The sequence below is a fragment of the Nocardia sp. 149-1B genome (assembly GCF_057747975.1).
Map to the genome: position 1 here is coordinate 1,733,169 of NZ_CM173233.1, position 25,780 is coordinate 1,758,948.

A 25,780-nucleotide genomic window follows, 5' to 3' on the forward strand; every position below is an offset into this window, starting at 1 on the left:
CACACACGGCCGACGGGAGGGACCGCGATGACAACGGCGAACCCCGACGACATGTCTCGAGGGCTGTCTCGAGGGCTGCCGCGTCGCCGTCCGGCCGCGCTCGGATGGTTCACCGCCGTGCGCCACGCGCTCGACCGGCCGCTGACCGCCTACTACCTGCTGCTGGGTGCGTCCGCGCTGTTGCTGACCATCGGCCTGATCATGGTGCTGAGCGCCTCGAGCGTCTACTCCTACGAGAAGAACGGCAGCTCCTACGCCATCGTGGAGCGCCAGCTGCTCTGGGTGCTGATCGGCATCCCCTGCGCGTGGATCGCCTCCCGCCTGCCGCACTCCTTCCTGCGCCGCTTCGCGTGGGTCGCGATGGCGGTGTCGGTGGTGCTGCTCGCGCTCACCCAGCTCGGCCTCGGCCGTACGGTCAACGGCAACACGAACTGGCTGGGCGTCGGCCCCTTCGTGATCCAGCCGGCCGAGATCGCCAAGCTCTCGATCGTGATCTGGGCGGCGCACGTCTACGCCCGCAAGGAGAAGCGGCTCGGGAGCCTGCACGAGGTCTTCGTGCCCGTGGTGCCCGGCATGCTCCTCGTGGTCGGCCTGGTGGTCGTGGGCCACGACCTCGGCACCGCGCTCGTGCTGATGGCGATCATGCTGGCGATGCTGTGGGTGGTAGGGGCGCCGGGCCGCCTGTTCTCGGTGTCGCTGACGGTCATCGGGGTGGTCGCGATCTGGCTGGCCTCGACCAGCCAGGAGCGCCGGGCTCGGCTGACGAACTTCGCCGACCCGTTCAAGGACTTCCACGACGCGGGCTGGCAGCCCGCGCACGGTCTCTACGCGCTCTCCCACGGCGGCGTCTTCGGCCAGGGCATCGGCGCCAGCCAGCAGAAGTGGGGCAACCTGCCCGAGGCCCACACCGACTTCATCTTCGCGGTGCTCGGCGAGGAGCTCGGGCTGATCGGCACGCTCCTGGTGATCGTGCTGTTCCTGACGATCGCCTACGCCGCGGTGCGCGTCGCCAGCCACACCCAGGACCCGTTCGTGCGCTACACGACGTTCGGCATCGTGGTGTGGCTGCTCGGTCAGATGATCATCAACGTCGGCATGGTGCTCGCGCTGCTGCCGGTGATCGGCATCCCGCTGCCGCTCGTGTCGTACGGCGGCTCCGCGCTGGTGCCGTCCCTGGTCGCACTCGGCCTGCTCATCGGCTTCGCGCGCCGGGAGCCCGAGGCGGCCCGGGCGCTGGCCCAGCGCAAGAAGGCTCGCTCCGCCGGGCTGTCGGCCCGCGTCTAGGGTTGTCCGCGATGCGCGTTCTCCTCGCCGGCGGCGGCACCGCCGGCCACACCTCGCCCCTGCTCGCCACCGCCGACGCCTTGCGCCGCCTGTCTCCTGACATCGAGATCACCTGCCTCGGCACACCCCGCGGGATCGAGAACCGGGTGGTCCCCGAGGCGGGCTACCCCCTCGAGCTGATCCCTCCGGTGCCGCTGCCGCGCAAGCCGAACGCCGACCTCTTCAAGGTCCCGGCCCGGCTCCGCGCCGCGGTCCGGGAGACGCGGGCCGTGCTCGACCGGATCCGTCCCGACGTGGTCGTGGGCTACGGCGGCTACGTGTCGATGCCGCTCTACCTCGCCGTCCGCAAGGGCCAGGTCCCGTTGGTGATCCACGAGCAGAACACCGTGCCGGGCCTGGCCAACAAGGCCGGAGCCCGGTTCGCCCGTCGCGTGCTGGTGAGCTTCCCCGACACCCCACTGCGTGGGGCCGAGTACGTCGGGCTGCCGATCCGGTCCATGATCTCCGGCCTGGACCGCGCCGCCCGCAGGGCCGAGGCGCGGCAGTTCTTCGGTCTCGACCCGGACCGCCCGACGCTGCTGGTGACCGGCGGCTCGCAGGGCGCGCGCCGGCTCAACCAGGCCGTGTCCGGCGCGGCGGGTGCGCTGGCCGCGGCGGGCGTCCAGGTCCTGCACGCCGAGGGCAAGCACGGGGGCGCCGAACCCGCGCAGACCGAGGTGCCCTACGTGGTGGTCGAGTACATCGACCGGATGGACCTGGCCTTCGCCGCGGCCGACCTCGCGATCTGCCGGTCCGGCGCGAACAGCGTCACCGAGGCCGCGGCCGTGGGGCTGCCGGCGATCTACGTGCCGCTGCCGATCGGCAACGGCGAGCAGCGGAAGAACGCGGCGTCGGTCGTGGCCGCGGGCGGAGGGATCCTCGTCGACGACGCCGACCTCACCACCGAGTGGGTCGCCGGGACGGTGCCCCAGTTGGCCACCGATGCCGAACGGCTGGCGTCGATGGGCGCCGCCGCGGCCGCGGTGATCCCGCGGGACGCGGACGAGAAGGTCGCGCGGATCGTCCTCGAGGTCGCGCGATGAAGGTGCCGGTGCCCGACGAGATGCTCCCGGCGGACCAGCTCGGCCGCGTCCACTTCGTGGGCATCGGCGGCGCCGGCCTGTCGGGCATCGCGCGCATCATGCTGGCGCGCGGCATCGCCGTCAGCGGCAGCGACGGCACCGACTCCCCGACCTTGGAGGCGCTGCGGGCGCTGGGCGCGCGGGTGCACCTGGGCCACGACGCCGAGCATGTCCACGACGTCGACACCCTCGTGGTCTCGACCGCGGTGCGCGAGGACAACCCCGAGTACCTCGAGGCCGTGCGCCAGGGCCTGCGGGTGCTGCCGCGATCGGCCGCCCTCGCGTCCGTGATGGCCGGCCGACGAGTCGTCGCGGTCGCCGGGACCCACGGCAAGACCACCACGACCTCACTGCTCACGGTGGCGCTGCAGGCCGCGGGTGCGGACCCGACGTACGCCATCGGCGGCGACCTCGCCGCAACCGGCGTCAACGCCGCGGAGGGGTCCGGGGACCTGTTCGTCGCCGAGGCAGACGAGAGCGACGGCGCGTTCCTCCACTACGCGCCCTACGCCGCGATCGTGACGAACGTCGAGGCCGACCACCTCGACCAGTGGGGCACTCCCGAGGCGTACGCCGCGGCGTTCGACGAGTTCGCGGACACCCTGGACCCCGACGGGTTCCTGGTGTGCGTCGGTGACGACCCGGGCGCGGCCGCGCTCGCGGCCCGGCACCGCGCCGCGGGGCGTCGGGTCGTCACGGTCTCGGCCCGCGAGCCCGGCGCGCTCGACGGTGTCACGCTGTGGTCGCCGGGGGAGCACTACCTGGCCGACGCGTTGGCCGCGCTGGCCGCCGGGGTCGAGCTCGGGCACGACGCGGGCGAGCTCGCCCACGGACTCGCGTCGTACACCGGCACCAAGCGACGCATGGAGCGCAAGGGCGAGGCCGGGGGAGTCCGGGTCTACGACAGCTATGCCCACCACCCGACCGAGATCGCCGGGGACCTGCAGGCCGCCCGGGCCGTCGCCGGTCCCGGCCGGGTCGTGGTCGCCTTCCAGCCGCACCTGGTCTCGCGCACCCGGATCTTCGGCACCGCGATGGGGCAGGCCCTCGGCGCGGCCGACGAGGTCGTCGTGCTCGACGTCTACCTCGCGCGCGAGGACGCCGACCCCGACGTGACGGGGGCGATGGTCGCGGCCGCCGTGCCGCTGCCGGCCGACCGCGTCGCCTACGTGTCCTCCTTCGACGACGTCGCGGCGGTGCTGGTCGCCCGGGCCCGGCCCGGTGACCTCGTGCTCACCCTCGGCGCCGGGACCGTCACGCAGATCGGCCCACGCGTCCTGGAGCTGCTCGGTGGCTAGGCGCGACCCGGCGGAGCGCACCCGACGCCGGTTCGCGCGGCGCCAGTGGGCGCGCCGCTGGCTGGCCTGGCGCTACGTCGCCGCGGTGGTGCTGCTGGTCGCCGTGCTGGTCGGCGGCGTCTGGCTCGTGTACTTCTCCTCGTGGTTGTCGGTCTCGGGCGTCGAGGTCGACGGGGTCGAGCAGCTCAGCGCCGCGCAGGTGCGCCAGGCGGCCGCCGTGCCGACGGGCGAGGCCCTGGCGCGGGTCGACCTCGACCGGATCCGCTCGCGGGTCGAGGCGCTCGCGCCGGTGCGCTCCGCCGACGTGTCGCGCCAGTGGCCCGACCAGGTGCGGATCGAGGTCGAGGAGCGGGTGCCGGTGGCCGTCGTCGAGATCGGCGGGCGTCTCCAGGGCATGGACTCCGAAGGCGTCGTGTTCCGCGACTACGCCCAGGCCCCGCCGGGGCTGCCCCGCGTCGAGACCGGGGGCGACACCGGCAGCGACGCGCTGCGCGAGGCCGCGCTCGTGGTCGCGGCGCTGCCCTCCGACCTCCAGGCCAAGGTCGACCACGTCGAGGTGTCCACGGTCGACGAGATCTCCCTGCAGCTGCACGACGGCCGCGCGGTGGAGTGGGGGAGCTCGGACGACTCCGACCTCAAGGCCCGGGTCCTCGCCGACCTGCTGGTCGCCGTGCCGCGCGCGCCGCACTACGACGTGAGCGTGCCCGGCCGGCCGACCACCCACCCCTGAGCGGACCCGGCGGACCCGAGCTCCGAACCACGAAGTCCGCGACGGATCGATGCTCTTGGGCGTGTCGCCACGATCTGGGCGCGCTCGCTGCCTACTCTCGTGACCACGGCGAGGTTGACATAACTATAACCCTCAGCCTGAGGGTAAGAGTTCTCGACACACCGAGCCGCTTCCCGACTTTCAGACCCGCACCCGAGCAGCGAGAGGCGAATCCGCCGTGGCAGCAGCGCAGAACTACCTGGCCATCATCAAGGTCGTAGGCATCGGCGGCGGCGGCGTGAACGCCGTCAACCGGATGATCGAGGTCGGGCTCAAGGGCGTCGAGTTCATCGCGATCAACACCGACGCACAGGCGCTGCTGATGAGCGACGCGGACGTCAAGCTCGACATCGGTCGCGAGCTGACCCGCGGCCTCGGCGCTGGCGCCAACCCCGACGTGGGTGCCCGTGCCGCCGAGGACCACGCCGACGAGATCGAGGAGGTCATCAAGGGGGCCGACATGGTCTTCGTCACCGCCGGCGAAGGCGGCGGCACCGGCACCGGCGGCGCGCCCGTGGTGGCCCGCATCGCCCGGTCGCTCGGCGCCCTGACGATCGGCGTCGTGACCCGGCCGTTCGCGTTCGAGGGCCGCCGTCGCGCGACCTCGGCCGAGGAGGGCATCGCCGGGCTCCGCGAGGAGGTCGACACCCTCATCGTGATCCCCAACGACCGGCTGCTCTCGATCAGCGACCGCAACGTCTCGGTGCTCGACGCGTTCAAGCAGGCCGACCAGGTGCTGCTCCAGGGCGTCTCCGGCATCACCGACCTGATCACCACCCCCGGCCTGATCAACCTCGACTTCGCCGACGTGAAGTCCGTGATGTCCAACGCCGGCTCGGCGCTGATGGGCATCGGCTCGGCGCGCGGTGAGGACCGCTCGGTGGCCGCGGCCGAGATGGCGGTCTCCAGCCCGCTCCTCGAGGCCAGCATCGACGGCGCCCACGGCGTGCTGCTCTCGATCGCCGGCGGCTCCGACCTCGGCCTGTTCGAGATCAACGAGGCGGCGGCGCTGGTCGCCGAGGCCGTCCACGTCGACGCCAACATCATCTTCGGCGCCACCATCGACGACGCGCTCGGCGACGAGGTGCGGGTGACGGTCATCGCGGCCGGGTTCGACGGCGGCATGCCCAAGCGCACCGGTGAGGGCACCGTTCTGCGCCGCGAGCCCAAGCAGGCCTCGGCTCCGGCGCCCGCCCCGGCGTCCCAGGGGTCTCAGGCAGCGGCGGAGAAGGAGAAGGTCCCGGCCGGTGCCCCATCTCGTCCGCAGGGCGGCACGACTCCCGACGCGGCCACCCGGCCGGCCCCCCGGCAGGTGCAGTTCGACGACGACGACCTGGACATTCCCGACTTCCTCAAGTGACCTTCCTCTATCGCGACACCGTGGCCCCGGGGCCGGGCGGCACCAGTGAGGTGTCGGTCGGCTTCACCGAGCGGCGTCTCGACCTCGGAGACAACGCGGCGGCGGCGGTGCGGGAGGCAGCCCTCGCCGAGGTCGCGGCGGCGACCGGTGCCACGCCGTACCTCATGCACCAGGTGCACGGCACCGACGTGGTGCTCCTCGAGGACGAGGCTGCCGCTGTCGTCCCGGACGCCGACGGGCTGCTCAGCGGCCAGCCGGACCGGGCGCTGCTGGTCCGGGCCGCCGACTGCGTCCCGGTGCTGCTGGCCGCCGACTCCGGGCTGATCGGCGCGGTGCACGCCGGGCGCGAGGGCGTCCGGCGCGGTGTCGTGACCGTCGCGCTCGAGCGGCTGCGATCCCTGGGGGCCGGCCGCGTGCGCGCCTGGATCGGGCCCCACATCTGTGGCCGCTGCTACGAGGTCCCCGACCAGCTGCGCGAGGAGGTGGCGGCCGCCGTGCCGGTGACGTACGCGACGACCAGCTGGGGCACCCCTGCGCTCGACCTGGGCGCCGGGGTGCGCGCCCAGCTCGACGCCGCGGGCTGCACCGTCGTCGAGGTCGGCGGTTGCACACGCGAGCTGCCCGCGCTCCACTCCTACCGGCGTGACGGGGCGGACGCCGGCCGGATGGCCGGAGTGATCTGGAGGACCCGATGAGCACAGATGAGCGACGCGAGCAGATCGCGGCCAACCTCGAGACGGTGCACGCCCGCATCGCCGCGGCGTGTGCCGACGCAGGTCGCGACCCCGCCGAGGTGCGGCTGGTCGTGGTCACCAAGTTCTTCCCCGCCTCCGACGTACGCCTCCTCGCCGACCTCGGCGTCACCGACGTCGGCGAGAACCGGCACCAGGAGGCCGAGGCCAAGGCCGCGGAGTGCGCCGACCTCGGGTTGCGGTGGCACTTCATCGGCGGCCTGCAGAGCAACAAGGCGGCCGCGGTCGCGGCGTACGCCGACGTCGTCGAGTCCGTCGACCGGACCAAGCTGGTCGCCCCGCTCGCGCGCGGTGCCCGAGGTCGCGACCAGGTCGTCGAGGTGCTCCTCCAGGTCAGCCTCGACCCGCCGGGTGCGGAGGGTCGCGCCGGTGCCGATCCGGGCGACCTGCCCGGCCTGGCGGCGGCGGTGCTCGCGGCCGACGGCCTGCGGTTGCGTGGCCTCATGGCCGTCGCGCCGCTGGGCGAGGACCCCGCGGCGGCGTTCGCGCGGCTGGGGGAGATCCGGCGCGAGTTCCTGCTCGACCACCCCGACGCGGGGTGGCTCTCGGCCGGCATGAGCGGTGACCTCGAGCACGCCGTCCGGGCGGGCGCGACACACGTGCGCATCGGCTCCGCGGTCCTCGGTTCGAGACCGAAGTTCAAGTAGGGTCCAAGACACCAAGCATGCGTCCCGCAGGGGGCGCGGAGTTCCGGAGGGCAACAGTCATGAGCGGCGCGATGCGCAGGATCGGCGAGTACCTCGGCCTGCTCGAGGACACCGGCCGGTACGACGACGAGTACGGCGACGAGTACGACCACCGGGCCGGGGAGTACGACACCCAGGAGACCGCTCCGGTCGCCGTCCGTCAGCCGAAGCGGGAGAGCCGTCCGGCCCCCGTGTCCGACCTGTCCGAGCGCCGCCGTCCGGCGACGGGCCCGACCGGAGTGGTGGCTGAGCTGTCCCGCATCACGACCCTGCACCCCCGCACCTACAACGAGGCGCGCACCGTGGGTGAGAACTTCCGCGAGGGCACCCCGGTGATCATGAACCTCTCCGAGATGGACGATGCGGACGCCAAGCGTCTCGTCGACTTCGCGGCCGGCCTGGTCTTTGCGACGCGTGGCACCATCGAGCGCATCACCAACAAGGTCTTCCTGCTCTCACCGGCCAACGTCTCGGTCGCTGCCGAGGACAAGCAGCGCATCGCTGAGGGCGGATTCTTCAACCAGAGCTGAGGGCTACACGTGCATGCGGTCGGGTCGGTCATCGAGATCGTCCTCTGGGTCTTCATCGCCCTGCTCTGGGTCCGGTTCGTCGTGGACTGGGTGCAGATCTTCGCCCGGGCGTGGGTCCCGCGAGGGGTGATGCTGGTGCTCCTCGAGGGCGTCTACTCCACGACGGACCCGCCGATCAAGGCGTTGCGACGGGTGATCCCGCCGCTGCGGATCGGGAGCGTGTCGCTGGACCTGAGCTTCCTGATCGTGATGATCGCGGCGTACGTGCTGCTCCAGATCAACCGCCAGGTCATGCTCTGATGGACCCGGAGCACACCGCACGACGATGACCTGGCAATGCACCGGCCCCCGGTGCAAGCGCTATTGTTCGACCGACAGTTACTTTGACGATCTATGAATGGGTGAGGTCATGCCGCTGACGCCTGAGGACGTGAGCAACAAGCGCTTTACTCCCGTCCGGCTCCGTGAGGGCTACGACATGGGTGAGGTCGACCAGTTCCTCGACGAGGTGGAGGCCGAGCTGGCGCGACTCACGAAGGAGAACGACGACCTCAGGTCGAAGCTCGCCGCTGCGCAGGGGTCGGGTGCCGTTGCCGAGCCCGCCCCGCAGCCCCGTGTGGAGGAGAAGGCGCCCGAGCCCGAGCCCGTAGCCGCGCCGGCCCCCGTGGTCGCCGCTGCCGCCGCGACCCCGGTGGAGACCATCCGGGTGGAGACCGTGCCCCAGGCGTCGAACGCCGCGGCCCGGCTGCTCGAGATCGCCACCCGCAACGCCGACGAGCTGGTCGAAGAGGCCAAGAACGAGGCCGACAAGATCGTCGGCGAGGCGCGCACCAAGGCCGAGCGCCTGGAGTCGGAGTCCAAGACCAAGGCCGACCGCATGGAGTCCGACGCCCGGACCCGTGCCCAGATGCTCGACTCCGAGACCGCCGAGCGCCGTCGTCAGATGTTCGGTGACCTCGAGAAGGAGCGCGACAAGCTCAGCGGTGAGGTCGAGAACCTGCGCTCGTTCGAGCGCGAGTACCGCTCCCGCCTCAAGAGCTACTTCAGCCAGCAGCTGGAGGCGCTGAGCGGCTCCACCGAGGCGCCGATGTCCTCCGGCGACGAGTCTCCGGCGCCCAAGCGCCTGCGCTCGATCCTGGGCGAGGACGACGCCTGAGTCGCAGCCTGCGACGACGCTTCTGCTGCGGCCGGCTCCTTCGGGGGCCGGCCGCAGCGTCGTCCCCGGGGGTGTTCAGGCGGGTTCAGGCGGTGCGGTGCGGTGCGCCGCATTGGAGGGGCTGGGCGACACCGGCTACCCTCCACGCACACCTGTGGCTGCATCCACAGCCGCCGAGGCCCGAGGAGGCCCGACCATGGCTCGCTCCACGAGGAAGTCGCTCGCTGGGCAGGCGGCATCGGCCGCCCGCAAGGTGATCGCCCGCCGCCCCGCCAAGTCGGCGGAGACCGAGCCGGTCGCCAAGAAGCCGAAGAAGAACGGCGCCGCCGCCAAGGCAGCCCCCGCGAAGAAGGCAGCACCCGCGGCGAAGAAGGCGGCATCCGCGGCGAAGAAGGCGGCGCCCGCGGCGAAGAAGGCGGCACCCGCGGCGAAGAAGGCGGCACCCGCGGCGAAGAAGGCAGCACCCGCGAAGAAGGCAGCACCCGCGGCGAAGAAGACGGCACCCGCGAAGAAGGCAGCGCCCGCGGCGAAGAAGACGGCACCCGCGAAGAAGGCAGCACCGGCGGCGAAGGCCGCGCCGGTGAAGAAGGCAGCGCCCGTCACCAAGGCGGCCGTGAAGAAGACGACCCCGGCCGCGAAGGCCCCGGCCACGAAGGCAGCTCCTGTGACGAACGCCCCGGCGAAGAAGGCTCCGGCGAAGAAGGCCCCGGCGAAGAAGGTCCCGGCGAGCGCTCTCGTCGTCCAAGAGGGGGAGAGCGCCTGGACCAAGGCCGAGCTCACGGAGGTGCTCGACGAGCTGCATGAGCAGCGCGGGCACAGCCAGGAGGTCATCGAGGCCCAGGAGAGCGAGCTCAACGGGCTGATGCGCGACTCCGGTGACGGCGCGGGCCAGGACCAGGCGGACCTGGGCGCGACCAGCTTCGAGCGCGACCACGAGCTCACCGTCCTCAACAGCGAGCGCGACAAGCTGGCCCAGATCGAGCGCGCCCTGACCCGCATCGACGACGGGACCTACGGCGTGTGCGAGTCGTGCGGCAACCCCATCGGCAAGATGCGGCTCATGGCGTTCCCGCGTGCCACACTGTGCATGACATGCAAGCAGCGCGAGGAACGTCGCTGACCGGCGACCAGACCGATCCGGCCCCGACCGAACCGACCCGCACCTCGCGACGCCGTGCGCGGCTGGTCTTCGCCGCGGTCGCTCTCGCGGCGTACGCCGTCGACGTCGTCTCCAAGGTGGTGGCCGTCGACCGGCTGACCGATCGACCCGACGTGCAGCTGGTGGGGGACTTCTTCCAGCTCCACCTCACGCGCAACCCCGGGGCGGCGTTCAGCACCGGCACGGCCTACACCGAGGTGTTCAGCGTCGTCGCGATGCTCGCCGTGCTGGTCGTGCTCTACCTGGCGCGCCGGGTCCGCAGCGCGGGCTGGGCCGTCGCGCTCGGTCTGCTGCTCGCCGGTGTCGCGGGCAACCTCACCGACCGACTGGTGCGAGAGCCAGGGCCCCTGCGTGGGCACGTCATCGACTTCTTCATGCTTCCGCACTGGCCGATCTTCAACGTCGCCGACATCTGCATCGACATCGCGGCCGCGCTGATCCTCGTGCAGGTCTATCGCGGTGTCCGGCTCGACGGGGCCCACGCACCGCGCGAGCACGAGGGCCACGAGGACCGCGAGGACCGCCCATGAGCCGCACGTCCGACCACCGGGTGCTCTCGGTGCCCGAAGGACTCGCGGGGGAGCGGGTGGACGCCGCGCTCGCTCGCATGTTCGGCCTGTCGCGGACCCGCGGCGCCGAGCTGATCGCGGCCGGCCACGTGCTGGTGGACGGCGCGCCGGTCGGCAAGAGCGACCGGGTGCTGCCGGGGGCGACGGTCGACGTCACCATTCCGGTCGAGACCGACCCGCTGGCGGTGGTGCCGGAGATCGTCGAGGGGATCAAGATCCTCCACGACGACGACGACATCGTGGTCATCGACAAGCCGGTCGGCGTCGCGGTCCATCCCTCGCCGGGCTGGTCCGGCCCCACCGTGGTCGGGCACTTGGCAGGCGCCGGCTTCCGGATCTCCACCAGCGGCGCGTCCGAGCGGCAGGGCATCGTCCAGCGGCTCGACGTCGGCACGTCCGGGGTGATGGTGATCTGCAAGTCCGAGCACGCCTACTCCGTGCTCAAGAACGCCTTCCGCCACCGCACGGTCGACAAGGTCTACCACGCCCTGGTGCAGGGCCACCCCGACCCTCACGAGGGCACGATCGACGCACCCATCGGCCGCCACCCCAAGGCGGACTACAAGTTCGCCGTGATGTCCGACGGCCGGCACAGCGTCACGCACTACGAGACGCTCGAGGCGCACCGCTTCGCGAGCCTGCTCGAGATCCACCTCGAGACCGGCCGCACCCACCAGATCCGCGTGCACATGTCGGCGCTCAAGCACCCCTGCGTGGGTGATCTGACGTACGGCGCCGACCCGTCGCTGGCCAAGCGCGTCGGGCTGGAGCGGCAGTGGCTGCACGCCGTACGCCTCGGGTTCGAGCACCCCGACAGCGGGGAGCACGTGGAGTACGAGTCGGAGTACCCGGAGGACCTCGCGCACGCGCTCGAGGTGATCCGCGATGCCCACTAGCGAGCTCCTCCTGCGGCCCGCGACGGTCGAGGACCTGCCCGCGGTCGCCGAGCTCTACGTGCAGGTCCGCGAGACCTCCGTCCCGGCGATGCCGCCACAGATCCACACGGACGCCGAGGTGCACGCGTACGTCGAGGGCTGGGACCTCGCCCGTCGCGACGTGTGGCTCGCCGAGCGGGACGGCTCCCTGGTCGCGTTCATGGTGGTGGAGGACGACTGGCTGCACTCGCTGTACGTGCTGGTCGATGCCGCTGGACAGGGCATCGGCACCGCCCTGCTCGACCTCGCGAAGGTCGTGCGGCCGGGGGGCTTCTGTCTCTGGGTCTTCGAGAGCAACACCCCCGCCCGTGCCTTCTACGAACGCCACGGGCTGGTCGAGCTCGAGCACACCGATGGCTCGGCCAACGAGGAGCGGGCCCCCGACATCCGGATGGCCTGGCCGGGGTCCCGTCCGTTGGAGTTCTTCCGCGGCCTGATCGACGAGGTCGATGCGCAGCTGGGCGACCTGCTGGCCCGCCGCGCAGCGCTCACCCGCGCGGTCCAGCCGCACAAGAGCGAGCCCGGCAGGGACCCGGGGCGCGAGCGCGCGATCGCCGAGGCGATGGCGCTGCGGGCCCCCGGTCTCGGCGCCGACCGGCTGTCCCGGATCGTCGACGCCATCATCACCGAGAGCATGGACGCGGCTCACCAGGCCTGACCCGGACGCTGTCGGCGGTTGCTGCCACGATGGGTCCCACGGGCGGGTTAGGGTGTTCTCCTTCCCCCACGAATCTCGCCGCGCTCACCCGTGGCTCTGGTTCCGCATGCCCGCAGATGAGTTCCCGCACGACGCACCGAGGAGTGGCCCGCGACGATGGCGACAGGCTCCCAGGACTCCTTCGTCCACCTCCACGTCCACACCGAGTACTCCATGCTCGACGGGGCGTCGCTGCTCAACGGGCTGTTCACCCGCACCGCCGACCTCGGCATGCCGGCGATCGCGATGACCGACCACGGCAACCTGCACGGCGCCTACGACTTCTACTCCAAGGCGCGCAAGCACGGCATCAAGCCGATCATCGGCATCGAGGCCTACATCACCCCGGGCACGGCACGCGGTGAGCGACGTCGCGTGCGGTGGGGCAAGGGAGACGTGGCCGAGGAGGGCGGCGACGACGTCGCCGGTGGCGGCGCCTACACCCACATGACGATGTGGGCCGAGAGCACCGAGGGCATGCGCAACCTGTTCCGGCTCTCCTCCCGCTCCAGCCTCGAGGGCTACTTCTACAAGCCGCGGATGGACAAGGAGATCCTCCAGCAGCACAGCGAGGGGATCATCGTCAGCACGGGTTGCCCCAGCGGGGCGATCCAGACCCGGCTGCGACTCGGCCAGTGGGACGAGGCCGTCCGCGAGGCCGGCGAGCTGCAGGACATCTACGGCCGAGACAGCGTCTTCCTCGAGCTGATGGACCACGGCATCTCCATCGAGAAGCGGGTCCGCGACGACCTGCTCCGCCTGGGCCGCGAGCTCGGGCTCCCGCCGCTGGCCACCAACGACTCCCACTACAACAACCCCGAGGACGCCGACGCCCACGACGCCCTGATCTGCGTCGCGTCCGGCAAGCGCCTCTCCGACACCAACCGGCTGAAGTTCGACGGCGGCGGCTACTACATCAAGTCCCCGGCCGAGATGCGGGCGCTGTGGGAGAGCTACGACCTCTCGGCCGCGTGCGACAACACCCTCGCGATCGCCGAGCGCTGCGAGGTGGAGTTCGTCGAGTCCACCGGCGGCTACATGGCGCGCGCCGACGTCCCGGCCGGGGAGACCGAGGACAGCTGGTTCCGCAAGGAGGTGTGGCGCGGCATCGAGGCGCGCTACCCGGGAGAGCGGCTGACCCAGCAGGTCAAGGACCGCGTGGAGATGGAGCTCGCGATCATCTCCCAGAAGGGCTACTGCGGCTACTACCTCGTGGTCGCCGACTTCATCCAGTGGTCCAAGCGCAACGGCATCCGGGTCGGCCCCGGCCGTGGTTCCGGCGCGGGCTCGATCGCGGCGTACGCGCTCAGCATCACCGACCTCTGCCCGCTGGAGCACGGGCTCTTCTTCGAGCGGTTCCTCAACCCCGAGCGCCCCTCGATGCCCGACTTCGACATCGACTTCGACGACCACCGCCGCGGCGAGGTCATCAAGTACGTCACCGACAAGTACGGCGCCGACCGGGTCGCCCAGATCGCCACCTTCGGTCGTCTCAAGGCCAAGGCCGCGATCAAGGACGCCGCCCGCGTGCTCGACTTCGGCTTCGCGATCTCCGATCGCATCACCAAGGCACTGCCGGCCGACGTCATGGGCAAGGGCGTGCCGCTCAAGGACATCTTCGACCCCGCCCACAAGCGCTACGGCGAGGGCGGGGAGTTCCGGTCCCTGCACGAGTCCGACCCCGACGTACGCCGCATCTACGAGACCGCCGTCGGCCTCGAGGGTCAGATCCGCAACTGGGGCGTCCACGCAGCCGGCGTGATCATGTCCAGCGACCCCCTCATCGACATCGTGCCGATCATGGCGCGCCCGCAGGACGGCGCCGTGATCACCCAGTTCGACTACCCGATGTGCGAGGCGCTCGGGCTGGTCAAGATGGACTTCCTGGGCCTGAGCAACCTCCACATCCTCGACGACGCGGTGGCCAACATCGAGGCCAACCGTGGCGAACGGGTCGTGCTCGAGGAGCTGCCCTTCGACAACCGGGCGACCTACGAGCTGATGGGCCGCGGTGACACGCTCGGCATCTTCCAGCTCGATGGCGGCGGCATGCGGGCCCTGCTGCGCTCGCTGCAGCCCGACAAGTTCGCCGACATCACCGCGGTCAGCGCGCTCTACCGCCCCGGTCCGATGGGTGCTGACTCCCACAACAAGTACGCCCGCCGCAAGAACGGCCGCGAGCCCATCGAGCCGATCCACCCGGCCCTGGCAGAGGCGCTCGAGCCGGTCCTGGGAGAGACCTACGGCCTGATCGTCTACCAGGAGCAGGTGATGGCGATCGCCCAGGTCCTGGCGGGCTTCACCCTCGGCGCCGCCGACAACCTGCGCCGCGCGATGGGCAAGAAGAAGAAGGAGGAGCTCGACAAGCAGTACGCCGGCTTCCAGGCCGGCATGCTCGAGCGCGGGTTCCCCCAGGCCGCGATCGACACGCTCTGGGCGATCCTGCTGCCGTTCTCCGACTACGCGTTCAACAAGTCCCACTCCGCCGCCTACGGCGTCATCACCTACTGGACCGCTTACCTCAAGGCCAACTACCCGACCGAGTACATGGCTGCGCTCCTGACGTCCGCACGCGACGACAAGGACAAGATGGCGATCTACCTCAACGAGTGTCGCCGGATGAAGATCCAGGTGCTGCCGCCGGACGTCAACGAGTCCTCCCACAACTTCACCCCGGTCGGCAACGACATCCGCTTCGGCCTCACCGCGGTCCGCAACGTCGGGGCCAACGTGGTCGACGGCATCGTCGCGGCCCGGGCCGCGAAGGGCCGCTACGAGGACTTCAACGACTTCTTGTCCAAGGTGCCGGCGCACGTCTGCAACAAGCGGGTCTTCGAGTCGCTGATCCTCGCCGGCGCGTTCGACGACATGAAGCACAAGAGGCGGGCGCTGCACCTCAAGCACGAAGAGGCCGTCGACCGCTACATCGGGCTGAAGAAGGTGGACGAGGGGCAGGACTCCCTCTTCGGCGGGTCGGGTGGCGACGACGTCGTCTTCGACGTCAGCATCGCGCTGCCCGACATCGACGAGTGGGACAAGACCACCCTGCTCTCCCGCGAGCGGGAGATGCTCGGTCTCTACGTCTCCGACCACCCGTTGCTGGGCCTCGAGCACGTGCTCGCCAACAGCAGCGACTGCACCATCGGGCAGCTGATGCTCGACGAGGACCGTCCCGACGGGGCTCCGGTCACGATCAGCGGCCTGGTCACCGGCGTGCAGCGCAAGATCACCAAGCGGGGCGACGCGTGGGCGATGATCACCGTCGAGGACCTCGACGGCGCGATCGACGTGCTGCTGTTCCCGAGCGCCTACCAGCTCGCCGGCCCGCACCTGATCGAGGACGCGATCATCACGGTCAAGGGACGGCTGTCGCGGCAGAAGGACCAGCCCGAGATCCACGGCCAGGAGGTCACCGTCCCCGACCTCTCCGACGGGCCGTCGGGACCCGTGGTGATCAGCCTGCCGTCGACCCGGTGCACACCACCGGTCGTCGAGCAGCTCAAGGACGTGCTCGGCACCCACCCGGGCATGACCGAGGTGCGCCTGCGACTCTTGACCCGTGAGGAGACCTTGGTCATGCGACTCGACGACCGGCTCCGGGTCACCCCGAGCCCGGCACTGTTCGCCGATCTCAAGCACCTGTTGGGGCCCGGGTGTCTGACGGGGTGAGCAGCCCCGAGCACCTCGCGTCGCGGCGCGCGTCCCTCCGGTCCGGCCTGGTCCAGCTCGCCGTGGGCGTGCTCGTCCTGGCGGCCGCGGGGGCGCTGGCGGGCGTCGTGTGGGAGTGGCTGTGGACCGCTCCGGTCGGCGTCGTGGTCGACCACCGCTGGGTCGCCGAGAACGAGGCCGGGCTGCGCGACCAGTTCTCGGGCACCGGCTGGTTCGTGGTCGTCGCCACGGTGACCGGCCTGGTCGCCGGCGGCGTCGTGGCACTGTTCCTCGACCGGGTCCCGCTGCTCACGCTGCTCGCCGTGATCGTCGGCACGGTCATCGGCACCTGGCTGATGGTCCACGTCGGAGCGGCGCTCGGGCCCGCCGACCCGGTGCACCTGGCGTCGACGGCCAAGGACGGCACCCACCTGCCCGGCCGACTCGAGGTGTCTCGCCGGACGCCCTGGATCTCGATGCCGGCGGGCGCGTTGGTGGCACTCACCCTGGTGTTCTTCGGCCTCTCGACCGCGCGTCGCCACCCGCACGACGAGCACGACCGCCACCCCCATCGCGCCGGGTAGGCTCCCGCCGAGCGGCCGACCGGCCCGCAGTCGACACGTGGGGGTGTCTTGTGACCAGCAGCCCGGAGTACCTCGAGAGCGGTAGCGGCCGACCGCTCCCGCCGCCGGCCCCGCCCGGATCGGCCGGCCCGCCTGGACGTGGTGGCCGGCGCGCCGGCTGGATCGCCGGTGGCGTCGTCGCCGTGCTCGCGGTCGCCGGGGCGGGTGCCTGGGCGGCGTGGTCGTTCTTCTCGACCGGTCCGCAGCCCGCCGAGGCCCTGCCCGCCTCGACGATCGGCTACGCAAGCATCGACCTGGACCCCAGCGGGGGACAGAAGATCGAGGCGCTCCGCACGCTGCGCAAGTTCCCGGCGTTCAAGGACAAGATCGGGCTCGAGACCGACGACGACATCCGGCAGCGGGTGTTCGAGGAGATCCAGGGCACCGGCGCCTGCGAGAACATCGACTACGTCGACGACATCGAGCCCTGGCTCGGCGACCGGATGGCGGTCGCGGCCGTCGACACCGGGGGAGACACCCCGTCCCCGGTGTTCGTGCTCCAGGTGACCGACGGCGACTTGGCCGACGCCGGTCTGCAGAAGGTCAAGGAGTGCAGCGCCGGAACGGACGGTGGTGGCACCGAGGATGGCGCGTGGGCGATCCACGACGGCTGGGCACTGGTCGGGGAGACCCAGGAGATCGTCGACAAGGTCGCCGACGAGGCCGCTGACTCCTCGCTGTCGGACGACCACGACTACCAGAAGTGGACCGACGCCGCGGGTGACGCCGGTATCGCGAGCGTCTACCTCGCCCCCGAGGCCGGCAAGGTGCTCGCCGACAACCTCGGCGGGTTCATGGATCCGTTCGCCGGCCTGCCCGCGGCGTACTCCACCGGTGGCGCCGTCGGCGCCTCGTGCGCGGCTCCCTGCGTGGGTTACGCGACGACCTCCGACGAGGTGACGTCCGCGCTGGAGGACTTCAAGGGGCTGGCGGCGACGCTGCGGTTCGACAGCGGGTCGCTGGAGCTCGAGGTCGCGGCCGACCCCGGCAAGTCCCAGGACGCGCTCGAGGGAGCCGACCGCGGCAGCGACGTACTGGCCACGCTGCCGAGCGACACGGCCGCGGCGATCGGGATCGGGTTCGCCGACGGCTGGTTCGGCGACATGGCCGACCAGGCCGCGGCCCAGCTCGGCGGGACGAGCAGCCAGGAGCTCCTCGACGAGATGTCCGCGCAGACCGGTCTCGACCTTCCCGACGACGTCGAGACGTTGGCGGGCGACTCGGCCGCGCTGGCGGTGGGCAGCGACTTCGACGTCGAGAAGTTCGTGAACTCCGCGGACGGCACCGGAGTGCCCGTCGGGCTGAAGGTCCAGGGCGACCCCGACGCGATCGAGTCCGTGCTCGACAAGCTCCGCCCCCAGATGGGTGGCGCCGACGCCGCGCTCGGCAGCGACAGCGACGGCGACATGATCGCGATCGGCCCCGACGCCGACTACCGCAAGCGGCTGCTCGAGAACGGCGGCCTCGGCAAGTCCGAGGTGTTCGAGAACGTCGTCCGCGGGGCCGACGACGCCGCGGCCGTGCTGTTCGTGAACTTCGACGCCGGAGACTGGCTGGCCGGCCTCGCCCAGGAGGACCAGCAGGTCGCCGACAACCTCGAGCCGCTCCAGGGCCTGGGGATGAGCGCCTGGCAGCAGGACGGCGCCAGCCACCTCGTGCTCAGGGTGACAACCAACTAGCGCGCGATCGGTCCCAGGATCGCGCCCGTCGCCCGCACCAGGTCGGCGGGCGCGAGACCGAGGTCGAGGCCGCGGCGGCCCCCCGAGACGTAGACGACGTCGTACGCCATCGCGCTCTCGTCCAGGACCGTAGGGTGAGCGCGCTTCTGGCCGATCGGCGAGATGCCACCGGCGACATAGCCGGTCGCCCGCTCGGCGGCGGCCACCTCGGCCATCGCCGCCTTGGACGCGCCGAGGGCCCGGGCCAGGGCCTTGAGGTCGAGCTGCTGGGAGACCGGGACGATGCCGACGACCAGCGCGCCGCGTCGTCCTGAGCCTGTCGAAGGGTCGGCGTTCGCCATCAGCGTCTTGAACACGCACGCCGGATCGAGGCCCAGCGCCGCCGCGGCCTCGAGGCCGTACGACGCCGCCCGCGGGTCGTGGGTGTACTCGTGCAGGGTGAACGCGATGCCGGCCTTCGTCAGGGCGACCGTGGCGGGGGTCCCGCCGGGGGAGGACTTCTTCTTGGCCACGATGCTCCTCGGTCGGGTGGAGGCCGTCTCCCGGCTCACCGGATTTCGACGCGCTCGTGCGACTTCGTTCCTCAGTCGCGTCGCTTGCTCAATCTTCCCTCGCCACGCGCCCACGCTCGTTCCTCGCGTGGCCGCTGCTCCGTCAATTTCGACGCGCTCGTGCGACTTCGTTCCTCAGTCGCGTCGCTTGCTCAATCTTCCCTCGCCACGCGCCCACGCTCGTTCCTCGCGTGGCCGCTGCTCGGTCTCAGTTCGGAGACCATCTCGTGCGGGCCACCTCGGTGGCGGGGAGCGAGGGGATCACGTTCATCGCCCGCAGCTCGGTGCGGAGCAGGTCGGTGATCAGGATCAGCCGTACCTCGGCGTCGTCGGCCTCGAGCAGCGCCTGCCGCTCGGGCATCGGCAGCGGCGCGAGCGCCGACAGCGTCCAGGAGAGGTACGTCGGGTCGCGGGGGAGCGTGCCGGAGTAGGGGTCGCCCCGGATGTCGGAGAGCGCCGCGCGGTAGGCCGTGAACGCGACCCGGGCCTGGTCGAGGACCACCTCGGGGACCGGCGTCTCCCGATCGGGCAGCTCGGTGACGTGTCCGATGGGGAACTGCCCCGAGGTGTCGAGCCGGTCGAGCCGGATCCGCTCCTGGCCGACGGCGACCACGTCGAAGGTGCCGTCGGGGTGCGCCTCGACCTCGGTGAGCTGCACCCGGCACCCCACCCGGTACAGCGACTGCGCGCCATGGTCGCCGACCTCGTAGCCCTCCCGGATGCCCACCGACCCGAACACCCGCTGCGCGGGGTCCTCGATCCGCAGCAGGTGGTGCACCAGGGCCCGGTACCTGTCCTCGAACACCGTCAGGGGCACGCTCACACCCGGGAACAGCACCGCGTTCAGCGGGAACATCGGCAGCGGCTCGGGCACGGGGCCAACGTAGTCCAGCCACCGTCGCCGGTCCGGCGCGACAGGCGACCGCCCGTAGAATCGGCCCCATGATCCGACGCATCGACCTGCGCGGCGCCCAGCAGGGTGCTGACTACCGCGCAGCGGTTCCCCGCGCCGACTTCGACGTCGAGGCCGCGGTGCCGGCGGTGCATGCGATCTGTGAGGACGTGCGGGCCCGCGGGCTCGACGCGATCCGCGAGCTGTCGGAGAAGTTCGACGGGGTGCGGGTCGACGACATCCGGGTCACCCCCGAGGCGCTCGGCGCCGCCCTGGAGCAGCTCGACCCCGACATTCGCGCCGCGCTCGAGGAGTCGATCTCGCGCCTGCGGGCCACCTGCGCCGCCGAGCTCGAGCACGACGCGGTGACCGACCTCGGCCCGGGCGCCCGGGTCACCCACCGCAAGGTGCCGGTCGGGCGGGTCGGTCTCTACGTCCCCGGCGGCCTGGCCCCGCTGGTCTCCAGCGTGCTGATGAACGTCGTGCCCGCCCAGACCGCCGGCGTGGAGTCGATCGCGCTGGCGAGCCCGCCGCAGCGGGAGTTCGGTGGCGCGGTCCACCCCACGATCCTCGCGGCCTGTGCACTGCTCGGTGTGGAGGAGGTCTACGCCGTCGGAGGCGCCCAGGCGATCGCGATGTTCGCCTACGGCACCGGCCCCTGCGCCAAGGTCGACCTGGTGACCGGGCCGGGCAACATCTACACGGTGACCGCGAAGCGGCTGCTCAAGGGCCTGGTCGGCATCGACTCCGAGGCCGGACCGACCGAGATCGCGATCCTGGCCGACGACACCGCGGACCCGGCGTACGTCGCCGCCGACCTGATCAGCCAGGCCGAGCACGACCCGCTCGCCGCGGCGGTCCTGGTGACCCCGTCGGAGCGCCTCGCCGACGCGGTCGACGTCGAGCTCGACCAGCAGGTCCCCGCCACCAAGCACGTCGAGCGCATCCGCACCAGTCTCGCGGGCCAGCAGTCCGGTGTCGTGCTCGTCGATGACCTCGAGCAGGGCCTCGACGTCGTGAACGCCTACGCCGCCGAGCACCTCGAGATCCACACCGCCGACGCCTCGGCGTACGCCGCGCGCGTGCGCAACGCCGGCGCGATCTTCGTCGGCCCGCACGCTCCGGTGAGCCTCGGTGACTACTGCGCCGGGTCCAACCACGTGCTGCCGACCGCCGGCTGCGCCTGCCACTCCTCGGGTCTCTCGGTGCGCGCGTTCACGAAGTCCGTGCACGTCGTCGACTACACCCGCGAGGCGCTCGAGGAGGTCGCCCGGCACGTGGTGACCCTCGCCGAGGCCGAGGACCTGCCGGGTCACGGCGCCGCGGTGTCGGTGCGGTTCAAGCGATGACCTGGCCTCCTCTGCGGGAGGAGCTGCGTGGTCTGGAGCCGTATGGCGCCCCGCAGCTCGACGTGCCCGTCCAGCTCAACACCAACGAGAACCCCTACGGCCCGTCCGAGGCGTGCGCGGACGACATCGCCGCAGCCGTGCGCGCCGCCGCGCTCGGGCTGAACCGCTACCCCGACCGCGAGCACGTCGAGCTGCGCACCGCGCTCGCGGCGTACCTGTCCCGGGACACCGCGCACGGCATCGCGCCCGAGCAGGTGTGGGCGGCCAACGGGTCCAACGAGGTGATGCTCCAGCTGCTGCAGGCATTCGGAGGGCCGGGTCGCAGCGCGCTGAGCTTCGCCCCGACGTACTCCATGTATCCGGAGTACGCCCGCGACACCTCGACCCGGTGGGTGCAGGGCAGCCGGGCCGAGGACTTCTCCCTCGACCTCGACGCGGCGGCGGCGCTGGTGCGCGCGGAGCGGCCGAGCGTCGTGCTGCTGCCCAGCCCCAACAACCCGACCGGCACGGCGCTCCCACCGGACGCGGTCGGCGCCCTCAGCGAGGCGGTGGGGGACCACGGGCTGCTGGTCGTCGACGAGGCGTACGGCGAGTTCCGCCGAGCCGGCGTCCCGAGCGCCCTCGAGCTGCTGCCCGAGCACCGCAACCTGGTCGTGACCCGCACGATGAGCAAGGCGTTCGCCGCGGCCGGCCTGCGGCTGGGCTACCTGGCCGCCGACCCCGCGATCCTCGACGCGATCCGGGTGGTGCGGCTGCCCTACCACCTCTCGGCGGTGACCCAGGCGACCGCCCAGGCGGCGCTGCGGCACGCCCCGGAGCTGCTCGGGAAGGTCGACCAGCTGCGCGCCGAGCGCGACGCGTGCGTCGCCTGGCTGCGTTCACAAGGGCTGACGGTGGCCGACAGCGACGCCAACTTCGTGTTGTTCGGGACCTTCGCGGACCGCCATGCTGTCTGGCAGCAGTTGCTGGACCGGGGGGTGCTGATCCGTGAGGTCGGCCCCGACGGCTGGCTCCGGGTGTCGATCGGCACCGCTGAGGAGATGGACGCGTTCCGCCAGGCACTGACCCACGTCATGGAAGAGGAATCATGAGCCGCACCGCACGCATCGAGCGCCAGACCAGCGAGTCGAAGGTGCTCGTCGAGGTCGACCTCGACGGCTCGGGACGCCACGACATCTCGACGGGCGTGGGGTTCTACGACCACATGCTGACCGCGTTCGCCCGGCACGCGCTGGTCGACCTCACCGTCCAGACCGAGGGCGACACCCACATCGACGCCCACCACACGGTGGAGGACACCGCGATCGCTCTCGGCCAGGCGCTGCGCCAGGCGCTCGGCGACAAGGTCGGGATCCGCCGGTTCGGCGACGCCACCGTGCCGCTCGACGAGGCGCTGGTGCAGGCGGTCGTCGACGTGTCGGGCCGGCCCTACTGCGTGCACACCGGCGAGCCCGAGGGGCAGCAGTACGTCCAACTGGGCGGCACGACGCCGTCGTACCTCGGGTCGCTGACCCAGCACGTCTTCGAGTCGATCGCGTTCCACGGCCACTTCGCGCTGCACGTGCGGGTGCTGGCCGGCCGCGAGCCGCACCACATCGTGGAGACGCAGTTCAAGGCGTTCGCCCGCGCCTTCCGTGACGCCGTCGCCCTCGACCCGCGCGAGACGGGGATCCCCAGCACCAAGGGTGCTCTGTGAGCAAACCCAACGTCGTCGTCCTCGACTACGGCTCGGGGAACCTCCGCTCCGCGGTGCGTGCGGTCGAGCGCGCCGGCGCCGAGGTCACGCTGACGTCCGACCGGGCGCTGGCCCAGGACGCCGACGGCCTGGTCGTCCCCGGGGTGGGTGCGTTCGCCGCCTGCATGGCCGGGCTCCGCGCGGTCCGGGGGCACGAGGTGATCGGCCGTCGCCTGGCCGGTGGCCGGCCGGTGCTCGGCATCTGCGTGGGCATGCAGATCCTGTTCGAGCACGGCGTCGAGCACGGCGTCGAGACCGAGGGCTGCAACGAGTGGCCGGGTGTCGTCGAGCGGCTCCAGGCGCCCGTCGTACCCCACATGGGCTGGAACACCGTCGAAGCCCCAGCGGACAGCACGCTGTTCCGCGGCATCGAGCGGGAGCGCTTCTACTTCGTGCACTCCTACGGCGTGCGCGACTGGACGCTGGAGACGCACGGCCGTACGAAGCCGCCGCTGGTCACCTGGGCCCAGACCGGTCCGGCAGAGCACGGGGGCGACCGGTTCGTCGCAGCGGTCGAGAACGGGCCGTTGAGCGCCACGCAGTTCCACCCGGAGAAGTCCGGCGACGCCGGAGCCGCCCTGCTGCGCAACTGGGTGGAGTCGCTGCGGTGAGCCGCCGATGAGCAAGGAGCGGGCCCAGCGGCGCGCGGAGCGCGAGCGGGAGGCCGCCGTGCTCGCGGCGGCCCGGGCGGCGGATGCCGAGCGCAGGGAGCGCCGCGACGCACGGGTGCGGGCGGTGACCTCGCGGCTCCCGAAGCCGCCCAAGCGGCCGACCGGCTTGCTGGCCCAACGCAGGCGGCGCCAGAACGGCGCGCTGTTCGCCGGCCTGCTCGCGTTCAACGTGCTGGCCTGGATCTTCTTCGGCGAGTGGGACATCCGGCTCGCCGCACTGGTGGTCAGCCTGCTGGCCGCCCCCGTCTTCCACACGATGCTGTTCCGCCGAACGTGAAGGACACCATGTCTGACTATCTCGAGCTGCTTCCCGCCGTCGACATCACCGAGGGCCGGGCCGTCCAGCTCGCCCAGGGCGTGGCCGGCTCCGAGCGGGTGTACGGCGACCCGGTGGCCGCCGCGATGCGCTGGCAGGACGCCGGCGCGGAGTGGCTCCACCTCGTGGACCTGGACGCGGCGTTCGGCCGCGGCACCAACCGTGAGCTGCAGGCCGAGATCGTCGGCGCGCTCGACATCCAGGTCGAGATGAGCGGCGGGATCCGCGACGACGAGTCCCTCGCGGCCGCGCTCGCCACCGGCTGCCGTCGGGTCAACATCGGCACCGCTGCCCTCGAGCAGCCGGAGTGGTGCGGCCGGGTGATCGCCGAGCACGGCGATCGCATCGCCATCGGCCTCGACGTACGCGGTCGCACCCTGGCCGCGCGCGGCTGGACCCAGGAGGGCGGCGACCTCTACGAGACGCTCGCGCGCCTCGACGCCGAGGGCTGCGCACGCTACGTGGTCACCGACGTCAACAAGGACGGGATGCTCCAGGGCCCCAACCTGCAGCTGCTCCGCGACGTGTGCGCCGCGACGTCCGCGCCGGTGGTGGCGTCCGGGGGCGTGACCACGCTCGACGACATCCGCGCGCTGATGGAGCTGGTGCCGGTCGGCGTCGAGGGCGCGATCGCCGGCACCGCGCTCTACGAGGGCCGGTTCACGTTGGAGGACGCGCTCGAGCTCACTCGGGGATCGCGATGACGCTGGCGGTGCGGGTCATCCCGTGCCTGGACGTCGACGCCGGCCGGGTGGTCAAGGGCATCAACTTCAAGGAGCTCCGCGACGCGGGCGACCCGGTCGAGCTGGCGCGCACCTATGACGCCGAGGGCGCCGACGAGCTGACGTTCCTCGACATCTCCGCCTCTCACGAGGGACGCGCGACCACGATGGAGATCGTCTCGCGCACCGCCGAGGAGGTGTTCATCCCGCTGACCGTGGGTGGGGGAGTGTCGTCGGTGGCCGACGTCGACCGCCTGCTGCGTGCTGGGGCCGACAAGGTCGCGGTCAACACCGCGGCGATCAACCGCCCCGAGCTGGTCGCCGAGATCGCGGACCGGTTCGGCAACCAGGTGCTGGTGCTCTCCGTCGATGCGCGCCGGGCTGCCGGCACGCCGTCGGGGTTCGAGGTCACCACCCACGGCGGCCGCAAGTCCGCCGGGCTCGACGCGATCGAGTGGGCCGTCCGCGCGGCCGAGCTGGGCGCGGGGGAGATCCTGCTCAACGCGATGGACGCCGACGGCACCCAGGACGGCTTCGACCTCGAGCTGATCCGCGCCGTACGCCGTGAGGTGAGCGTGCCCGTCATCGCCTCCGGTGGTGCGGGCGCGGTCGAGCACTTCCCGCCCGCCGTCGAGGCGGGCGCCGACGCGGTGCTCGCCGCCACCGTCTTCCACTTCGGCACGCTGCGGATCGCCGACGTCAAGCAGTCGCTCGCGGGGGCGGGCTACCCGGTCCGATGACGGCGGAGCAGGCGGTCCCGAGGTCGGCGTGGTTGCTCGGCTGGGCCAGCCTGGCCGGCCAGCTGGTGACGTTGGCTGACCGCGGCACCGCCAACGCGGAGTCGGCGTTCGTCTCGATACCGCTCAGCGCACTGGTGGTGGGCTGGGTGTCCTACGGGGTACTTCGCGCGCGGATGGTCCGGACCTGGGTCGCCGGGCTGGTCCTCGCGCTGATCGCACTGTTCGGCCTCGTCGCGCTCGTGACGGGGCCCTCCCTCGCGGTCCTCGCGGAGTCCCTCACCGGCGCCGTGGCGTTCGGTGCGTTCCTCTCCTACCTCCAGAGCGACTGCTTCGCCCGTTATCGGGCAGAGCCGGATCGAGCGGGTCCCGATCTCGCGACGCTGGTGATCCTCGCCGTCGTCGTGGGTGCCCTCGGCGGCCTGACGGCTACGGACTCCGGACCCGAGGGACATCGTGCCGACTTCCACATCTGGAGCGGCCTCTAGCTCGCGGCTCGCCGCTGGCCTCAGCGTCGCGGGTCGCGGCCCAGGTGAGACGC

General features: G+C 71.8%; 26 protein-coding genes and 1 pseudogene. 25 read left to right on the forward strand and 2 right to left on the reverse strand.

Annotation, left to right across the window (positions count from 1 at the left end; all coding sequences use genetic code 11):
* Positions 1 to 27: 27 nt before the first annotated feature.
* From ftsW to AC3ANS_RS08360, 17 genes and pseudogenes are all read left to right on the forward strand, one after another.
* Positions 28 to 1,284 carry a putative lipid II flippase FtsW gene (gene ftsW / locus AC3ANS_RS08280; protein ID WP_488295680.1) on the forward strand — a complete coding sequence of 419 codons (1,257 nt, stop codon included), beginning with the start codon at positions 28 to 30 and terminating at the stop codon, positions 1,282 to 1,284.
* Between the two features lie 11 nt (positions 1,285 to 1,295).
* A pseudogene (gene murG, locus AC3ANS_RS08285) lies at positions 1,296 to 2,394 on the forward strand (undecaprenyldiphospho-muramoylpentapeptide beta-N-acetylglucosaminyltransferase); the annotation flags it as partial.
* The gene (murC, locus tag AC3ANS_RS08290) at positions 2,369 to 3,703 is read left to right on the forward strand and encodes a UDP-N-acetylmuramate--L-alanine ligase (protein WP_488295681.1); all 1,335 of its coding nucleotides are present in this window, start codon (positions 2,369 to 2,371) and stop codon (positions 3,701 to 3,703) included. The pseudogene murG and the gene murC, both read left to right, overlap by 26 nt.
* Entirely contained in the window at positions 3,696 to 4,433 is a 738-nt protein-coding gene (locus AC3ANS_RS08295) for a cell division protein FtsQ/DivIB (protein WP_488295682.1), read from the forward strand. Before murC ends, AC3ANS_RS08295 begins: the two co-directional genes overlap by 8 nt.
* Positions 4,434 to 4,650: 217 nt before the next feature.
* On the forward strand, positions 4,651 to 5,832 hold the full coding sequence (gene ftsZ / locus AC3ANS_RS08300) for a cell division protein FtsZ (protein ID WP_488295683.1): 1,182 nt from the start codon (positions 4,651 to 4,653) through the stop codon (positions 5,830 to 5,832).
* Complete coding sequence (locus tag AC3ANS_RS08305; protein ID WP_488295684.1) at positions 5,829 to 6,527, forward strand: purine nucleoside phosphorylase YfiH/LACC1 family protein; 699 nt, start codon at positions 5,829 to 5,831, stop codon at positions 6,525 to 6,527. Before ftsZ ends, AC3ANS_RS08305 begins: the two co-directional genes overlap by 4 nt.
* Positions 6,524 to 7,231, forward strand: a complete 708-nt coding sequence (locus tag AC3ANS_RS08310; protein ID WP_488295685.1) for a YggS family pyridoxal phosphate-dependent enzyme — start codon at positions 6,524 to 6,526, stop codon at positions 7,229 to 7,231. Before AC3ANS_RS08305 ends, AC3ANS_RS08310 begins: the two co-directional genes overlap by 4 nt.
* A gap of 59 nt (positions 7,232 to 7,290) precedes the next feature.
* Positions 7,291 to 7,800, forward strand: coding sequence for a cell division protein SepF (locus AC3ANS_RS08315; protein ID WP_488295686.1), 510 nt, complete (start codon positions 7,291 to 7,293; stop codon positions 7,798 to 7,800).
* A gap of 9 nt (positions 7,801 to 7,809) precedes the next feature.
* Complete coding sequence (locus AC3ANS_RS08320) at positions 7,810 to 8,100, forward strand: YggT family protein (RefSeq protein ID WP_488295687.1); 291 nt, start codon at positions 7,810 to 7,812, stop codon at positions 8,098 to 8,100.
* Between the two features lie 97 nt (positions 8,101 to 8,197).
* A complete protein-coding gene (locus AC3ANS_RS08325; protein ID WP_488295688.1) occupies positions 8,198 to 8,956 on the forward strand; it encodes a DivIVA domain-containing protein in 759 nt (252 codons plus the stop codon).
* A 196-nt stretch (positions 8,957 to 9,152) separates the two neighbouring features.
* Positions 9,153 to 10,076, forward strand: a complete 924-nt coding sequence (locus tag AC3ANS_RS08330) for a TraR/DksA family transcriptional regulator (protein ID WP_488295689.1) — start codon at positions 9,153 to 9,155, stop codon at positions 10,074 to 10,076.
* Entirely contained in the window at positions 10,049 to 10,645 is a 597-nt protein-coding gene (gene lspA / locus AC3ANS_RS08335) for a signal peptidase II (protein WP_488295690.1), read from the forward strand. Before AC3ANS_RS08330 ends, lspA begins: the two co-directional genes overlap by 28 nt.
* Entirely contained in the window at positions 10,642 to 11,580 is a 939-nt protein-coding gene (locus tag AC3ANS_RS08340; RefSeq protein WP_488295691.1) for an RluA family pseudouridine synthase, read from the forward strand. Before lspA ends, AC3ANS_RS08340 begins: the two co-directional genes overlap by 4 nt.
* On the forward strand, positions 11,570 to 12,277 hold the full coding sequence (locus AC3ANS_RS08345) for a GNAT family N-acetyltransferase (RefSeq protein WP_488295692.1): 708 nt from the start codon (positions 11,570 to 11,572) through the stop codon (positions 12,275 to 12,277). Before AC3ANS_RS08340 ends, AC3ANS_RS08345 begins: the two co-directional genes overlap by 11 nt.
* Before the next feature lie 156 nt (positions 12,278 to 12,433).
* A complete protein-coding gene (gene dnaE / locus AC3ANS_RS08350; RefSeq protein WP_488295693.1) occupies positions 12,434 to 15,985 on the forward strand; it encodes a DNA polymerase III subunit alpha in 3,552 nt (1,183 codons plus the stop codon).
* Entirely contained in the window at positions 15,982 to 16,548 is a 567-nt protein-coding gene (locus tag AC3ANS_RS08355; RefSeq protein WP_488295694.1) for a hypothetical protein, read from the forward strand. The genes dnaE and AC3ANS_RS08355 overlap by 4 nt, the downstream gene beginning before the upstream one ends.
* Positions 16,549 to 16,598: 50 nt before the next feature.
* Positions 16,599 to 18,266: a DUF3352 domain-containing protein gene (locus AC3ANS_RS08360; RefSeq protein WP_488295695.1), complete on the forward strand. Its 1,668-nt coding sequence runs from the start codon at positions 16,599 to 16,601 to the stop codon at positions 18,264 to 18,266.
* Here AC3ANS_RS08360 and ybaK read toward each other — a convergent pair.
* Positions 18,263 to 18,778 carry a Cys-tRNA(Pro) deacylase gene (ybaK, locus tag AC3ANS_RS08365; protein WP_488295696.1) on the reverse strand — a complete coding sequence of 172 codons (516 nt, stop codon included), beginning with the start codon at positions 18,776 to 18,778 and terminating at the stop codon, positions 18,263 to 18,265. The two genes, AC3ANS_RS08360 and ybaK, sit on opposite strands and share 4 nt — an antisense overlap.
* Before the next feature lie 247 nt (positions 18,779 to 19,025).
* The gene (locus AC3ANS_RS08370) at positions 19,026 to 19,691 is read right to left on the reverse strand and encodes an LON peptidase substrate-binding domain-containing protein (protein WP_488295697.1); all 666 of its coding nucleotides are present in this window, start codon (positions 19,689 to 19,691) and stop codon (positions 19,026 to 19,028) included.
* 68 nt (positions 19,692 to 19,759) lie between these two features.
* On the opposite strand from AC3ANS_RS08370, the gene hisD reads away from it, so the two are divergent.
* Genes hisD through AC3ANS_RS08410 form a run of 8 tightly spaced genes read left to right on the forward strand, consistent with a single transcriptional unit; the run spans position 19,760 to position 25,727 of the window.
* Positions 19,760 to 21,058 (forward strand): histidinol dehydrogenase, encoded by a 1,299-nt coding sequence (gene hisD / locus AC3ANS_RS08375; protein ID WP_488295698.1) that lies wholly within the window; start codon positions 19,760 to 19,762, stop codon positions 21,056 to 21,058.
* Complete coding sequence (locus AC3ANS_RS08380) at positions 21,055 to 22,149, forward strand: histidinol-phosphate transaminase (RefSeq protein WP_488295699.1); 1,095 nt, start codon at positions 21,055 to 21,057, stop codon at positions 22,147 to 22,149. Before hisD ends, AC3ANS_RS08380 begins: the two co-directional genes overlap by 4 nt.
* Positions 22,146 to 22,754: an imidazoleglycerol-phosphate dehydratase HisB gene (gene hisB / locus AC3ANS_RS08385; RefSeq protein ID WP_488295700.1), complete on the forward strand. Its 609-nt coding sequence runs from the start codon at positions 22,146 to 22,148 to the stop codon at positions 22,752 to 22,754. Before AC3ANS_RS08380 ends, hisB begins: the two co-directional genes overlap by 4 nt.
* Positions 22,751 to 23,404, forward strand: a complete 654-nt coding sequence (gene hisH, locus AC3ANS_RS08390) for an imidazole glycerol phosphate synthase subunit HisH (RefSeq protein WP_488295701.1) — start codon at positions 22,751 to 22,753, stop codon at positions 23,402 to 23,404. Before hisB ends, hisH begins: the two co-directional genes overlap by 4 nt.
* Positions 23,405 to 23,411: 7 nt before the next feature.
* A complete protein-coding gene (locus AC3ANS_RS08395; RefSeq protein WP_488295702.1) occupies positions 23,412 to 23,741 on the forward strand; it encodes a hypothetical protein in 330 nt (109 codons plus the stop codon).
* Between the two features lie 8 nt (positions 23,742 to 23,749).
* On the forward strand, positions 23,750 to 24,484 hold the full coding sequence (gene priA / locus AC3ANS_RS08400) for a bifunctional 1-(5-phosphoribosyl)-5-((5-phosphoribosylamino)methylideneamino)imidazole-4-carboxamide isomerase/phosphoribosylanthranilate isomerase PriA (RefSeq protein WP_488295703.1): 735 nt from the start codon (positions 23,750 to 23,752) through the stop codon (positions 24,482 to 24,484).
* Positions 24,481 to 25,242 (forward strand): imidazole glycerol phosphate synthase subunit HisF, encoded by a 762-nt coding sequence (hisF, locus tag AC3ANS_RS08405; protein ID WP_488295704.1) that lies wholly within the window; start codon positions 24,481 to 24,483, stop codon positions 25,240 to 25,242. Before priA ends, hisF begins: the two co-directional genes overlap by 4 nt.
* Positions 25,239 to 25,727 (forward strand): hypothetical protein, encoded by a 489-nt coding sequence (locus AC3ANS_RS08410; RefSeq protein WP_488295705.1) that lies wholly within the window; start codon positions 25,239 to 25,241, stop codon positions 25,725 to 25,727. Before hisF ends, AC3ANS_RS08410 begins: the two co-directional genes overlap by 4 nt.
* Positions 25,728 to 25,780: the final 53 nt, after the last annotated feature.